Here is a 13,826-nt window from a genome sequence, read left to right on the forward strand (position 1 = left end):
GTAACACCGGGGATGGGGTCCATCTTCCTGGTACCCACGACAGTCCCGACCGGGAGGCCTCCGTTTTGTCCGACGAGCCCACGTCCGGCGCCGACCGGATCGCCGATCGTTACGGGCGCACCGCGCGCAAGCCCTGGACCAAGCTGAAACGCTGGCAGGCGGTCGTTTTCACCGCGGTCGCACTGGGCGTGAGCGGCTTCGGCGCCTACGTCGGGTATCAGAATCTGGCCGGCGCGCCGGTCGAGGCACAGCGCATCGCCTACGAGGAGCGCGAGAACAACGCGGTGGAAATCACCATCGACGTCTCCCGCAACGACGCCGACCGCGAAGTGGTGTGCATCGTACGCGCACGCAACATCTCCGGCCAGGAGAGCGGACGAAAAGAGATCCTCGTCCCACCCGGGCAGAGCAGGGTCTCGACGGTGATCGAGAGCATCGGCCAACCCGTCACGGCGGACGTCTACGGCTGCGGCTACGATATTCCGGAGTACATGTCAAGGGCCTAGCGGCCAACGGGGTGAACGAGGCGCCGAATGTTCGGGCGCGATTGCGCTCGGCAGCATCCGCGCGCCGTTTCGTGGTAGTCTGCACCATCGGCACGGTCCTGGATGGGCCGTGTCTTTCCTTTATTTCGAACCACGCCCAATGCGTGGCGGCCGGTCTGTATACCCAGATTCGGCAGGCAAGGAGGAGATGGTGACCGTGAGCGACACCAAGGTGACCTGGCTGACCCAGGATGCCTACGACAGGCTCAAGAGCGAGCTCGATGAGTTGATCGAGAATCGTCCGGTCATCGCCGCGAGGATCAACGACAGCCGCGAGGAAGGCGACCTCAAGGAGAACGGGGGCTACCACGCCGCCCGTGAGGAACAGGGCCAGCAGGAAGCTCGCATCCGTCACCTGCAGGAGCTCCTGCGCAGCGCGAAGGTCGGCGAGGCACCGACCAACAGCGGCGTCGCCGAGCCCGGCATGGTGCTGACCATCCAGTACGACGGCGATGACGACTCCGAGACGTTCCTGCTCGCGACGCGCGAGGAAGGCGGCGGAGGCGACCTCGAGGTCTACTCGCCGGATTCGCCGCTCGGGGCGGCCCTGCTCGGCGCCAAGGAGGGCGAGACGCGGGAGTACCCGCTGCCCAACGGCAAGACCGAGAAGGTCAAGCTCCTCAAGGCGGTGCCCTACAGCGCAAGCTGACGACTCACGGCGCCCGTGACCACCGACGGCGCGCCCCGGCCACTGCCGGGCGCGCCGTTCGGCGTTTCGGACGCATGCGCTTCGGGGCCCGTGTCGGATGGCGCGCCGATTGTCGGTGGGTTCTGCACACTTGAACGCGTGACCACCGAACCTGCCCTCGACCTGCCCGTGTGCCTGGCCTGCGGGACGCAGTACGCGGCGCCGCGTGCCGACTGCCCGATCTGCGAGGACGAACGGCAGTACGTGCCCCGGTCCGGCCAGCAGTGGACGAGTCTGCGTGAGCTGCGGGCAGGCGACTACACGGTCGCCGTCGAGCAGGAGGGGCCCGGCGTGTACGGCGTGGGCACCCGCGAGCGGTTCGCCATCGGGCAACGGGCGCTGCTCGTGCGCGCCGCGTCCGGGAACGTGCTGTGGGACTGCGTCACCTACCTCGACGACCGGCTCGTCGAACACCTCGTCGACCTGGGCGGGATCACGGCGATCGCGATCAGCCATCCGCACTACTACACGACGATGGTCGACTGGGCCGACACCTTCGGCGTGCCGCTCTACCTGCACGAACGTGATCGGCAGTGGGTGGGCAGGCCGAGCGAGCGCATCCGGTTCTGGAGCGGCGACACGTTCGCGCTCGCCGAGGACCTGACGCTGGTGAACCCGGGCGTGCACTTCGCGGGCGGCACGGTGCTGCACTGGCGCGACGGTGCCGGAGGCAAGGGCGCGCTGTGCACGGGCGACATCGTGCAGGTGGTGCCGAACCGCGAGCTGGTGGCGTTCATGTACAGCTATCCGAACTTCCTGCCCGAGCGGCCGAGCGTGGTGCGCCGGGCGGCGGACATGCTGGCGGGGCTGGCGTTCGACGACCTGTACGGCGCCTGGTGGAACGCCACGATCATCGGCGGCGCCGAGCGGGTCGTGCAGCACGCGGCGAAGCGGTACCTGGAGCTGACGGTCGGCTGACGGCTCACTCGTCGTCGCGGGCGATGCGTTCCAGCAGCGGCCGCACGCGCGGGGCGACCGGCGTCGACAGGGCGATCGACGTCGAGGTGCGCAACACGCCGGGGACGCCGACGACCTCGTCGATGACGCGTTGCAGGTCGTCGTTGGAACGGGCCACCAACCGCACGAACAGGTCGCCCTGACCGGTGGTCGCGTGCACCTCGCACACCTCGTCGATGGCGGCGAGCGCCTCGGCGACCTCGCCGCGCCGCCCCTGGGCGATCTCGAGCACGGCGAACGCGGTGAGCCCGTAGCCGACGGCGTCGAGGCGCAGTTCGGGCGGGAACCCGGTGAGGACGCCACCGGCGGACATGCGGTCGAGTCGGGCCTGCACGGTGCCGCGGGCGACGCCGAGCCGGCGCGCGCATTCGAGCACCCCGAGGCGGGACGCGTCGGTCAGCAGCAACAGCAGCCGCGCGTCGAGCGCGTCGAGCTCCACGGGCCACCTCCTGGGCAATCTGCTCACTCTGACCGATCAACTGTCGGTTTCTCTGCGCAGTTTGTCCAGTGAAATCGGCGGCTGTTGTCCAGCATGCCGACGCGGGCGCATGCTGGCTGACATGGCGAACCCAGCGCTCGACGACATCAGCTACGACCAGTTGCGCCAGCTCGTGGGGCTCGTGGACCACGACGAGTCCGCCGATCCGTTCCCGGTGACGGCGCTGGACGCGATCGTGTTCACCGTCGGCAATGCGACGCAGACGGCGTGGTTCTACCAGAGCGCGTTCGGGATGCGGCTCGTCGCGTATTCCGGCCCGGAGACGGGTGAGCCGGAGCGCAAGTCGTTCGTGCTGACGTCCGGTTCGGCGCGGTTCGTGATCAACGGTGGGGTGCGGCCGGATTCGCCGTTGCTCGATCACCACCGCAAGCACGGCGACGGGGTCACCGACCTCGCCCTCGAGGTGTCCGATGTGGACCGCTGTGTGGCACACGCCTGCGCGCAGGGCGCGACGGTGCTGACCGAGCCGCACGACGTGTCCGACGAGCACGGCACGGTGCGGATGGCGGCGATCGCGACGTACGGCGACACGCGGCATTCGCTGATCGACCGCTCCCGGTACGCCGGCGCGTACCTGCCCGGGTACGTGGCGAGGACGTCGGCGGTACCGCGGCGCGAGGGGGCGCCGAAGCGGTTGTTCCAGGCCGTGGACCACTGTGTCGGCAACGTCGAGCTGGGCCGCATGGACGAGTGGGTGGACTGGTACCACCGCGTGATGGGCTTCGTGAACATGGCGGAGTTCGTCGGCGACGACATCGCGACCGAGTACTCGGCGTTGATGAGCAAGGTCGTGTCCAACGGCAATCACCGCGTGAAGTTCCCGCTGAACGAACCGGCCGTGGGCAAGAAACGCTCGCAGATCGACGAGTACCTCGAGTTCTACGGCGGTGCGGGTTGTCAGCACATCGCGTTGGCCACGAACGACATCATCACCACGGTGACGGAGATGCGTGCGGCGGGCGTCGAATTCCTCGGCACCCCGGACTCGTACTACGACGATCCGGAACTGCGCGCGCGCATCGGCGAGGTGCGCGTGCCGATCGACACGCTGAAACAGCACGGCATCCTCGTCGACCGCGACGAGGACGGCTACCTGCTGCAGATCTTCACCAAACCCGTCGGCGACCGTCCGACCGTGTTCTACGAACTCATCGAACGCCACGGCTCCCTCGGCTTCGGCAAGGGCAACTTCAAGGCCCTCTTCGAAGCCATCGAACGGGAACAGGACCGCCGCGGAAACCTGTAGCCGCGACGGCGGTCAGGCTGCGGCCCGCAATGTCGCCACGACGCCCTCGACGTCCTCGTGGAGCATCCGCACCTGATGACCACCGGACTCCTCGTACGAGTCGTGGCCGATCCCCGCTGCGTCCAGCGCAGCCTTGAACTCGCGCTGCCCGGCCAGCACCTGTGTCTCGTTCAAGTGGTCGCCGGGGTTGATGTGGATGGGGTCGGGGCTCGTGCCTGCGGTCAGGAAGATCCGCTTACCGCGGTAACGCTCGATGTTCTCCATCGGGTTGTCCGCACTCACGCGCGCCTCGTCCCACGGCACGCCGTACACCGTGCCACCGCCCAACTCGACCGCGGCCGACGAGGCATTCGCCCAGCGGCCCACCGCCCCGAAATCCCGTCGCACGCTCGCGGGGCCGGAGTAGGAACTCACCGAGGCGAAGTGACCGTAGTACTTGGCGGCATATTTGAGAGCGCCGAAGCCGCCCATCGAGAAACCGCCGACCGCACGGCCGTCCATGGTGTTGTACGCCCGGAAGTTGGCCTCCACCCACGGAATCAGCTGATTGATGTGGAAGTTCTCCCAATTGCGCGGTCCGACATTCGAGGTGACGGGGTTCGAGTACCAACCGGCCATTCCGCCGTCGGGCATGACGACGATCAGCGACTTGCCCGCGGTCGCCTCCCGAATGCCCTCCGCGTCGAAGGAGCTGAAGTCGCCCAGGCCGCCGTGCAACAGGTACAGTACCGGGTAGGTACGGCCGCTCGTGTGATAGTCGTCCGGCAACAGCACATTGGCCGCCGGATCCCAGCCGATCTCGGCGGTCGCGAACCGGTAGAACCACATACGCGGGTCGCCTTCGTCCCGCCGGACGACGTTCAACCCCGCCGCCGAGACCTTGGCGCTCGCCGATGCGGTGCTCGCCACCGCGGCCGCACCGCCCAGGCCCACGGCGGCTGCCAGGCCGCCGGCCCCCTTGAGAAGACTGCGCCGGTCCACTCCCCTGTCGAACACGAACGATCCTCCTACGACGCCGGAACAGGATGTCGGCAATTTTCCAGATGTGAACCAATGGCGCCATCACCCAACCTACTTTCGTAGGCACCCGTCCTTCGCCACCCACGGGACCAGCCGCTCCGGAGCAGTCGTGGAACAAGAACCCCGCCGCGGGGCGTTGCACGGGAGGTGAAGAAGATCGGGTTTCTGTCCTTCGGCCACTGGTCCGACGCGCCGCATTCGCAGACGCGCTCGGCGTCGGATGCGTTGCTGCAGGCGATCGAGCTCGCGGTCGCGGCGGAGGAGCTGGGGGCCGACGGCGCCTACTTCCGCGTCCACCACTTCGCGCGGCAGCATTCGTCGCCGTTTCCGCTGTTGGCCGCGATCGGCGCGCGCACGAGCCGCATCGAGATCGGTACCGGCGTGATCGACATGCGCTACGAGAACCCGCTCTACACCGCCGAGGACGCCGGCGCCGCCGACCTCATCGCGGGCGGACGGCTGCAGCTCGGGATCAGCCGCGGCTCGCCCGAGCAGGTCGTCGACGGCTGGCGCTACTTCGGCTTCGAACCCCGCGAGGGCACGAGCGACGCGGACATGGGTCGCGAACACGCCGAGACGCTGCTCGCGACCCTCGAGGGCAAGGGCTTCGCGCGGCCGCACCCGCGCCCCATGTTCCCCAACCCGCCCGGCCTGCTGCGCGTCGAGCCACATTCGGATGGTCTGCGCGAGCGCATCTGGTGGGGATCGGGCTCCAACGCGACGGCGGAGTGGGCGGCGCGACTCGGCATGAACCTGCAGAGCTCGACGCTCAAGGACGACGAGAGCGGTGAGCCGCTGCACGTCCAGCAACGCAAGCAGATCGAGATCTACCGTGAGGCGTGGCGCGCCGCAGGGCACGAACGCACACCGCGGGTCTCGGTCAGCCGCAGCATCTTCCCCATCGTCAGCGACCTCGACGACATGTACTTCGGCGACGCGGGCGACTCGGAGGACAAGGTCGGCTACATCGACGCGAACACCCGCGCCGTGTTCGGACGCTCGTACGCGGGCGAGCCCGACGTGCTGGCCAAGCGGCTGGCCGAGGACGAGGCGATCGCCGCCGCCGACACGCTCCTGCTCACCGTGCCCAACCAGTTGGGTGTCGCTTACTGCACATCCGTTCTCGAGAACATCATGCGGTACGTCGCGCCGCCATTGGGGTGGAAGCCGGATCAGCCGTAGGCTGCGGCCGCCGTGCATGCCCACGCCTCTGGCGCCTGCCGTGCGAGCACAGGCCACTGTTTGGTGAATGTGGTGGCGAGTCAGGCAAGCGCATGGGGGAATCTGGGCGGGGTCAAGAATGGGAACAGGTGAGCGCACTGTCCCTGGACGGGCGGCTTCGTCTTGATGAAAGCGATGACGACGAGGATTACGAACCCGGAATGCGCCGTGCCGCCACCGAACACGGCGAGAAGAATGGGAATCGCAAACGACGCCCAGGCGGAGTTCGCCGGACATCCGGTAGTGTAAAGACTCACCGGCCACCGCCCCGACTCTGGAGCGTGACCATGACGGTTTTCGGCTTCCACGCCTCGCACGAGCAGATCGCGCCGTCTCAGCTGCTCTCCGATGTCCAGCATGCCGAGGCCGCCGGCTTCGATGCGGCCATGTGCTCAGACCATTTCATGCCCTGGTCCGAGCGCCAGGGCCACTCCGGATTCGCCTTCTCCTGGCTGGGCGCCGCCCTGGCGTCCACCAGCTTCAGCATCGGCTCGGTCTGCACCCCCGGGCAGCGCTACCACCCGGCCGTCGTCGCCCAGGCCACCGCCACCCTGGGCGAAATGTTCCCGGGCCGCTATTGGAGCGCGCTGGGCGCAGGTCAGGCAATGAACGAGCACGTCACCGGTGACGCCTGGCTGAACCAAGACCTCCGACGACGACGGCTGCGCGAGTCCGCCCAGCTGATCCGGGACCTGCACGCCGGTGAATGGGTCGGCCATCACCAGGGAATGGTCACCGCCACCGACGCCTACCTCTACGACCGGCCCGCTGACCCCGTCCCGCTCTACGCGGCCTGCATCACCCCGGAGTCGGCCGCCCTGGCCGCCGAATGGGCAGACGGATTCATCACGCTGAACCAGCCCGGAGCCGCCCAGGAGCAGGTGCTTCAGGCCTACCGGGAAGCCGGTGGCACCGGGCCCGCCATGCTGCAGGTCCATCTCAGCTGGGCAGAAACACAGGCCAAGGCTGAAGAGATCGCCTACGACCAGTGGCGCACCAACGTCTTCGGACCCCCGTTGGACCAGGACCTGCCCACCGCGGAGCACTTCGACTCTGCGGCCGCCGAGGTTTCGATGGACAGTGTGCGCGAGGCGGTGTGGACGTCGTCGTCGGCTGGGCAGCACGTGGAGTGGTTGGCACAGGCCGGGCAGGCCGGCTTCAAGCGGGTTTACCTGCACCACGTGGGGCAGACCCAGGCGCCATTCATCGACACTTTCGGCGATCAGGTGCTGCCCCAGCTGCGCTGAGCGAAAGGCAGGGATCAATGCGGATCACAGAGACCGCCGACCTTTGGTACAAAACGCGATCGTCTACTGCGTGGACGTGGAAACATATCTGGACTCCGACGGCGACGGCACCGGCGACCTGCACGGTGTCACCCAGCGCATCGACTATCTGGCCGAAATAGGGGTCAACTGCCTGTGGCTGATGCCCTTCTACCCCTCGCCGCGCGAAGACAACGGCTATGACATCTCTGACCTCTACGGGGTCGATGCCCGCTACGGGGACCACGGCGATTTTGTGGAGCTGGTGCGGATAGCCCATGACCGCGGCATCCGGGTGATCGTGGACCTGATCATCAACCACACCTCCGACAAGCACCCCTGGTTCCGCAAAGCCCGGGCTTCCAAGGACAACCGGTACCGGGACTTCTACGTCTGGCGCGCCGACACCCCGCCGGACACGTCGGACCAAACCATGTTTCCCGATGTGGAGGACGGCATCTGGACCCACGACGAGAAGACCGGGGAGTGGTACCTGCACCACTTCCTCTCCAGTCAGCCCGACCTGAACACCGCCAACCCGGCGGTGCGCGACCAGATCGCCAAGACCATGGGCTTCTGGCTGCAGCTGGGCGTGGACGGCTTCCGGGTGGACGCTGTGCCCTTCGCGCTGAACCAGAACACCCTGCAGGGCATTGATGAGCACGACTTCGACGAGCCGCACAGCTATCTGCGGTCCCTGCGCGGCTTCCTGGAACGCCGCTCCAGCGGCAACGGTGCCGCCATCCTGCTGGGCGAGGTGAATCTTCCTCATGAGGAGCAGGCCACGTTCTTCGGCGGCGAGCAGGGCGATCAGCTGACCATGCAGTTCGACTTCTTCACCAACCAGCGGATCTTCCTCTCCCTGGCCAGGAACTCGGCCGAGCCGTTGGCCGAGGCGCTGCGCAACCGTCCCAAGGACGTGGGAATGGAGGCCCAGTACGCCAACTTCCTTCGCAACCACGACGAGCTGGCCTTGGACCTACTCGAGGAGGATGAGCGCGCCGAGATCCTGGAAGCCTTCGCCCCGGAGGAGGAGATGCGCTTTGCCGGTGAAGGGATCCGCCGTCGGCTGCCCCCCATGCTCGACGGCGACCCGCGGAAGCTGCGAATGATCTACTCGCTGCTCTTCGCCCTGCCCGGCACCCCGGTGCTGTTCTACGGTCAGGAGATCGGCATGGGGGAGAACCTCGAGGTCCCCGGCCGCGAAGCGGTGCGCACCCCCATGCAGTGGTCGGACGAGAAGAATGCCGGGTTCTCCACCTGCAAACCCTCCCAGCTGCCGCGCCAAATCCCGGACGGGCCCTACGCTCCCGACCACGTCAATGCCGCTGCTGCCCGGCGTGACCACGAGTCGCTGCTGCATCACATCACTCGCCTGGCCAAACGCTACCGGGAGTCCCCGGAGCTGGGCTGGGGCGACTACGAGATCATCGACCAGCCCCACGAATCCGTCCTGGTCCACCGCACCGCCTGGGAGGACCGTTCGGTGGTGCTGATGCACAACCTGGGTCCTGAGCCGGTGATCGTGCCGCTTGCCCTGGAAAGCGAGGAACCGGGCACGTACTTGGTGGACCTGCTGTCTGAGCATTCTTGCCAGCTGGATGGGGAGCGCGGCGCCGAGATCCCGCTGGATGGCTACGGGTATCGCTGGCTGCGTATCAAGAGCGAGAACGACCCTCACTTGGTGTGACGAGCGCTGCCCGGCACTGAGCACCGGGGGAAGCGATGGGCGGTCGAAGGGAGCTGACCGGGTTGGCACGTCTGCATGTCGGCTGTGCGATGTGGACACACCAGGCCTGGCAGGGACGGTTCGTACCGTCGTCGTTGCCGGCCACGGGACGCCTGCGCGCCTATGCCGGCTGGTGCAACGCGGTCGAGGGCAACACCACGTTCTACGCCACGCCCGCGCGGGACACCGTCGCGAGCTGGGCGGCGCAGACCGACCCGGACTTCCGGTTCGTGCTGAAACTTCCGAGGGTGGCCACGCACGAACGCCGGTTCGTCGGCGTCGAAACCGAGATGCGCGCGTTCCTCGACGCGGTCGAACCGCTCGGTGAGCGTGCGGTGCTGTGGACCCAGCTGCCGCGCTCGTTCGGCCCGCCCGCGCTGGACGCGCTCGGCCGGTTCCTGCGCAGACTGCCGCCCGGCATCCCGCGGGCGGTGGAGGTGCGCGACCCGGTGTTCTTCACCGACGCGGGTGCAGCGTCCCGACTCGAGGCGACGCTCGCGGGAGCGAACGCCGAATGGGTGCCGTTCGACACGACCCCGATGTTCGCCACCCCACCGACCAGCGACGCGGAACACGAGGCCTGGCAACAGAAACCGCGGCTGCCGCGGCGCACCCGCGCGCTGACCGACCGGCCGATCGTGCGCTACCTCGGCAGGGACGCGGTCGACGAGACGATCGCGGGCTGGGCACCGTGGACCGCGGTGGTCGCCGACTGGCTGCGCGAGGGCCGCTCACCCACGGTCTTCGTGCACACCCCGGACAATCGCGATGCGCCCATGCTGGCCCGCCGGTTCCACGACGACGTCCGCGCCCGGGTGCCCGACCTCGACCCGCTGCCCGAACCTGAGCCGGTCGAACCGGCGACCCTGTTCTGACCCCACCGGCGCCGGACTCGACCTCCACGGGCCGTCGACGATGCGGCCGGGCTACAGCAACTGCGGCATTCGGGTCGCGCGGTTCGCCGCGGTCGCTGCGGCGGTCGCCAGGACGACGAGGGTCGCGACGAGCGCCGCCCCTCCCCACGTCAGCGGTGCGAAGTCGAGCACGGTGGCGACGGGAGTGAGGGTCGCGGCGAGTCCCGCGAGCAGTGCGGTCAGGGCCCACGCGGGGAAGGCGGGGTTGGCGGTCCACGACAGGGCAGGCTGGCTGCGCAGCGTCCAGGCGATGAGGGCGTGCGCGGTGAGCCAGGTCAGCACAGCACCGGTGCGGGCTCCTCGATGCCGGCGCGAGTTCGGTGAGCAGCAGGTAGGCCGGCAGAACCGCGAGGGTGAGCGTGGCCGCGGTGGTGGCGATGGCGGTCACGACGACCCGGTCGAGGAATCGGTTGTCGGCGGGCCGGGGCGGCCGGTGCATCGCCTGGGGCGCCGCCGGTTCGGCGACGAACGCCACCGAGGCACCGAGGTCCATGAAGATCTCCAGCAGGACGATGTGCACGGGTTGGAACGGGATGGGCAGGCCGAGCGCCAGCGCGAGGAGCAGCACGAGCACGAGCGCGACCTTCGCCCCGAGATAGAACGCGACGGCGCGGCGCAGTTGGGCGCTGATGTTGCGGCCCTTGGCGACCGCGGTGACCACGGTCGGGTAGGCGTCGTCGGTGAGGACGACACCGGCGGTGGCGCGGGCGAGTTCGGCACTGCGCCGGCCCAGCACGATGCCGACGTCGGCGGCGGCGAGTGCCGGAGCGTCGTTGGCGCCGTCCCCGGTGACCGCGACAACCTCGCCCCGCTGTTGCAGGGCCTGCACGACCCGGTGCTTGGCGGCCGGGGTGGCTCGGGCGATCACACTGCCGTGCCGGAGGTGGGTGGCCAGCTCGGCGTCGGACAGGACGTCGAGGTCCTGACCGCGCAGCGTGTGACCGGCGGGCAGCCCGGCCTGCGCGGCGACCGCGGCGGCGGTGGCGGGGTGGTCCCCGGTGACCACGATGGTGGCCACGCCCGCGTCGGTGAGCTCGGCGACGGCACCGCGCAGGCCGGGGCGGATCGGATCGGTGAACGCGGCGAGTCCCACGTAGGACAGCTCCCGTTCGACCGTTTCGCGGTCGACCGTTTCCCATTCGGCCGTTTCGCGGTCGGCTGTTTCGTGGTCGAGACGGCGTTGGGCGAACGCGACGACCCGCATCCCACGGCCCGACATCGTGTCGAGTTCGGCGTCGAGCGCGCTGCGGGTGGCGGGGTCGAGGCGGCAGCGGTCCAGCACGGCCTCCGGTGCGCCGGACACCGCCACCACCACACCGTCGCCCGTGGTGTGGGCGCGGGACACGAGCTTGCGGATCGGGTCGAAGGGGAACACCGCCACCTGCCCGCCCTGCCGGACGATGCCGGCCTCGACGGCAGCACGGGCGAGCTGGGTTTCAAGGGGGTCCCGCTGTGCCGCGTCCTCGGACTGGCAGGCCAGCGCGACCTGCAGCACCCGCGTGCGGTCGCCGCGGATCTCGGCGAGTTGCAGCTGGTTCTCGGTGAGGGTGCCGGTCTTGTCGGTGACGACGGTCGTCACCGCGCCGAGGGTCTCCCCTGCCCGCAACCGCCGCAGCAGAACGCCGCGCCGCGCGAGCGCGCGGCCCCCGATCGCGAGCAACACCGTGATCAGGATGGGCAGCTCTTCGGGAACGGTCGCGAACGCGATGGTCAGTCCGGAGAGCAGCATGTCCTGCCAGGGCTGCCCGGTGAGCAGGCCGACGACGGGCACCAGCACGCTCGCCGCGATCGCCACGATCGCCACCGTCCTGGCCAGCTGGGACAGCCCGACCTGCAACGGCGTCGGCGGCTCCTTGGTGTCGGCGACGAGTTTGCCCAGCCGCCCCAGCTGTGTCGTCTCGCCGGTGGCGACCACGACGGCACGCCCCTCACCCGCGAGGACTGCGGTGCCCGCATGCAGCACACCGGAGCGGTCGGCGAGCTCGGTCCGCGCCGGCACCGGATGCTCGGTCTTGCCGACCGGGGCGGCCTCGCCGGTCAGGGTGGACTCGTCGGCCCGCAGTCCGCTTGCCGACAGCACGCGTGCGTCCGCGGGCACGACGTCGCCGGCCTCGACCGCCACGACATCGCCGGGTACGAGGTCGGCGGACGGCACCTCGACGACACCGCCCTCGCGCACCAGCCGCGCGGTCGGGGCGGTCAGCGCCTTCAACGCAGCGATGGCCCGCGCGGCCCGCATCTCGCTGGCCGTCTCCAGCGCCGCGACCACGACAACCACGGACGCGATCGCGATCGCGTCCACCATCTCCCCGAAGACGCCGGACAGCACGGCCACCGCGATCAGCAGCAGTTGCAGCGGTTCGGTGAAGGATTCGGCCAGTTCCTCCCACCACGGTTCCCGTTTCTTGGCCGCAGCGGTGTTCGGGCCGTGGTGGGCGAGACGACGCGCCCGCTCGTCCTCGGGGAGTCCGGTCTTCCCGGTCTCCAGCCGCTCGACCACGTCTCCCGTGGTGAGGGCGTGCCACGCAGGTGGCTGTTCCGCATCGACCACGTCGACGGCGGTGTCTACCTCTCCTGCGCGGGCGCGGGGCATCAGCGGTCCTCGACCGCTCGCAGCCTGCGTTGCGATGCGTCCTCGACGGCAGGTTCGACGGGGGCCTCACGGCTCAGCGCAGCCTGCTCGAAGTCGGCCAGGTCCCGCGCGGCCTGTTCCACCGCGTCGCGCGCAGCCTGCCCACCGGGCGCGTCGAAGTAGTCCCGCGCAGCGATCTTGGCCAGCCAGGACCGGTACCGCTCCAGGTCGGCCTCCGACTCCTCCACCTCGGCGTAGGTCGCTCGTCCGCGCGCCCGCTCGGACTCCAGCTCCTTCCGGAGCTCGGGTAGCCGTTCCAGCATCTCCGCGTACTCGTCGTCGCGGGCGGTGTTGAACTCCGCGATCACGCCCCGCTCCTCGTCGCGGTCGGCGAAACGCATCGTCAGCACGCGCGCACTGCCGCCCTGCTGGCGCACCTTGTCGGCCAGCCGCCGCACCTGCCGCACCACCTCCGGTTCGGCAGGCAACAGGCACACCGACTGCTGCAGGTACAGCGCCCCCAGCGAGCGCAGCTTGCGCCACACGGTCACGCGCAACGTCCCCGCCGCGCCCGCGGTCGACACGCTGACCATCAGCCAGTCCCGGCTGTCAGTTTCGCTCGTCACGACCCAATGTTACGCCCGTAACATCGACGCGCAAGAGTCTCGGGCTCAGCACATAACTGGAAACGTCGTGCGGGCGGCGCTACCGGGCGGGCTCGAACAGCTCCACGGGATTCCCGGACGGGTCCTCCACGAGGATCTGCTTGCCGCCGCGTCCGATCACGACGTCGTTGCGCAGGTGGACACCCGCCTCACGCAACGCCGCCACCTCCGCGTCGAGATCGACGACCTCGAGTTGAATGCGGTTCCAGCCACCCGGCTGCGGGACGCGACCGTCGGGCATGGCTTGCGCGGCACCGCCCGGCCCACTGGGGGCGCTGAGCAACAGCCGCAGCTCGTCCCTGCCGACGATGGCGAACCCCGGCCCCGGATGGAACTCGACGCCGAAACCCAGGTTCCGGGTATAGAAATCGACGGCGGAGGCGACGTCGTCGACGATGTAGCGAACCTTCACCGTTGCCATGGATCCTCCTGCTTCCAGGCGGTCCTCGAGGGGTGGGACATCCCCCGACGGACGCTCCCCATCTTGGAGTGCCCCCGGCGGGAA

Annotated in this window: 13 protein-coding genes and 1 pseudogene; 8 read left to right on the top strand and 6 right to left on the bottom strand. The window is 69.1% G+C overall.

Translation table 11 applies throughout. The features are described from left to right. Nucleotides 1-65 precede the first annotated feature (65 nt). The 3 genes from BJF85_RS00485 (at nucleotide 66) to BJF85_RS00495 (ending at nucleotide 2,151) form a co-directional block, all read left to right on the top strand. Nucleotides 66-506: a DUF4307 domain-containing protein gene (locus tag BJF85_RS00485; protein ID WP_075845274.1), complete on the top strand. Its 441-nt coding sequence runs from the start codon at nucleotides 66-68 to the stop codon at nucleotides 504-506. Between the two features lie 190 nt (nucleotides 507-696). Beyond that, nucleotides 697-1,194 (top strand): transcription elongation factor GreA, encoded by a 498-nt coding sequence (gene greA, locus BJF85_RS00490; RefSeq protein ID WP_075845337.1) that lies wholly within the window; start codon nucleotides 697-699, stop codon nucleotides 1,192-1,194. A gap of 138 nt (nucleotides 1,195-1,332) precedes the next feature. Continuing rightward, nucleotides 1,333-2,151, top strand: a complete 819-nt coding sequence (locus BJF85_RS00495) for an MBL fold metallo-hydrolase (protein WP_075845275.1) — start codon at nucleotides 1,333-1,335, stop codon at nucleotides 2,149-2,151. Between the two features lie 4 nt (nucleotides 2,152-2,155). Here the strand turns inward: BJF85_RS00495 and BJF85_RS00500 are convergent, their stop codons facing one another. Beyond that, nucleotides 2,156-2,629: an Lrp/AsnC family transcriptional regulator gene (locus BJF85_RS00500; protein WP_075845276.1), complete on the bottom strand. Its 474-nt coding sequence runs from the start codon at nucleotides 2,627-2,629 to the stop codon at nucleotides 2,156-2,158. A gap of 121 nt (nucleotides 2,630-2,750) precedes the next feature. Between BJF85_RS00500 and hppD the strand changes: the two genes are divergently transcribed. Then, nucleotides 2,751-3,935, top strand: a complete 1,185-nt coding sequence (gene hppD, locus BJF85_RS00505; protein ID WP_075845338.1) for a 4-hydroxyphenylpyruvate dioxygenase — start codon at nucleotides 2,751-2,753, stop codon at nucleotides 3,933-3,935. A gap of 12 nt (nucleotides 3,936-3,947) precedes the next feature. Here hppD and BJF85_RS00510 read toward each other — a convergent pair whose 3' ends face one another. Next, complete coding sequence (locus BJF85_RS00510) at nucleotides 3,948-4,931, bottom strand: alpha/beta hydrolase family protein (protein WP_075845277.1); 984 nt, start codon at nucleotides 4,929-4,931, stop codon at nucleotides 3,948-3,950. Nucleotides 4,932-5,102: 171 nt separating this feature from the next. On the opposite strand from BJF85_RS00510, the gene BJF85_RS00515 reads away from it, so the two are divergent. From BJF85_RS00515 to BJF85_RS29325, 4 genes are all read left to right on the top strand, one after another. Beyond that, on the top strand, nucleotides 5,103-6,137 hold the full coding sequence (locus tag BJF85_RS00515) for an LLM class flavin-dependent oxidoreductase (protein WP_075845278.1): 1,035 nt from the start codon (nucleotides 5,103-5,105) through the stop codon (nucleotides 6,135-6,137). Nucleotides 6,138-6,463: 326 nt separating this feature from the next. Next, entirely contained in the window at nucleotides 6,464-7,423 is a 960-nt protein-coding gene (locus tag BJF85_RS00520) for a TIGR03885 family FMN-dependent LLM class oxidoreductase (RefSeq protein WP_075845339.1), read from the top strand. A 76-nt stretch (nucleotides 7,424-7,499) separates the two neighbouring features. Beyond that, nucleotides 7,500-9,131: an alpha-amylase family protein gene (locus BJF85_RS00525; RefSeq protein ID WP_222844402.1), complete on the top strand. Its 1,632-nt coding sequence runs from the start codon at nucleotides 7,500-7,502 to the stop codon at nucleotides 9,129-9,131. Nucleotides 9,132-9,220: 89 nt separating this feature from the next. Further along, entirely contained in the window at nucleotides 9,221-10,045 is an 825-nt protein-coding gene (locus tag BJF85_RS29325; protein WP_075845340.1) for a DUF72 domain-containing protein, read from the top strand. Between the two features lie 51 nt (nucleotides 10,046-10,096). On the opposite strand, the gene BJF85_RS30945 is transcribed toward BJF85_RS29325, so the two are convergent. The 4 genes and pseudogenes from BJF85_RS30945 to BJF85_RS00545 form a co-directional block, all read right to left on the bottom strand. Next, the gene (locus BJF85_RS30945; RefSeq protein WP_369822041.1) at nucleotides 10,097-10,366 is read right to left on the bottom strand and encodes a hypothetical protein; all 270 of its coding nucleotides are present in this window, start codon (nucleotides 10,364-10,366) and stop codon (nucleotides 10,097-10,099) included. A 49-nt stretch (nucleotides 10,367-10,415) separates the two neighbouring features. Further along, nucleotides 10,416-12,677: pseudogene (locus tag BJF85_RS00535) on the bottom strand (cation-translocating P-type ATPase); the annotation flags it as partial. Beyond that, nucleotides 12,677-13,282, bottom strand: a complete 606-nt coding sequence (locus BJF85_RS00540; protein ID WP_075845280.1) for a Chromate resistance protein ChrB — start codon at nucleotides 13,280-13,282, stop codon at nucleotides 12,677-12,679. The gene BJF85_RS00540 and the pseudogene BJF85_RS00535, both read right to left, overlap by 1 nt. 79 nt (nucleotides 13,283-13,361) lie before the next feature. Then, nucleotides 13,362-13,742, bottom strand: coding sequence for a VOC family protein (locus BJF85_RS00545; RefSeq protein ID WP_075845281.1), 381 nt, complete (start codon nucleotides 13,740-13,742; stop codon nucleotides 13,362-13,364). Nucleotides 13,743-13,826: the final 84 nt, after the last annotated feature.

The organism is Saccharomonospora sp. CUA-673, assembly GCF_001942305.1.
Classification (GTDB): domain Bacteria; phylum Actinomycetota; class Actinomycetes; order Mycobacteriales; family Pseudonocardiaceae; genus Prauserella.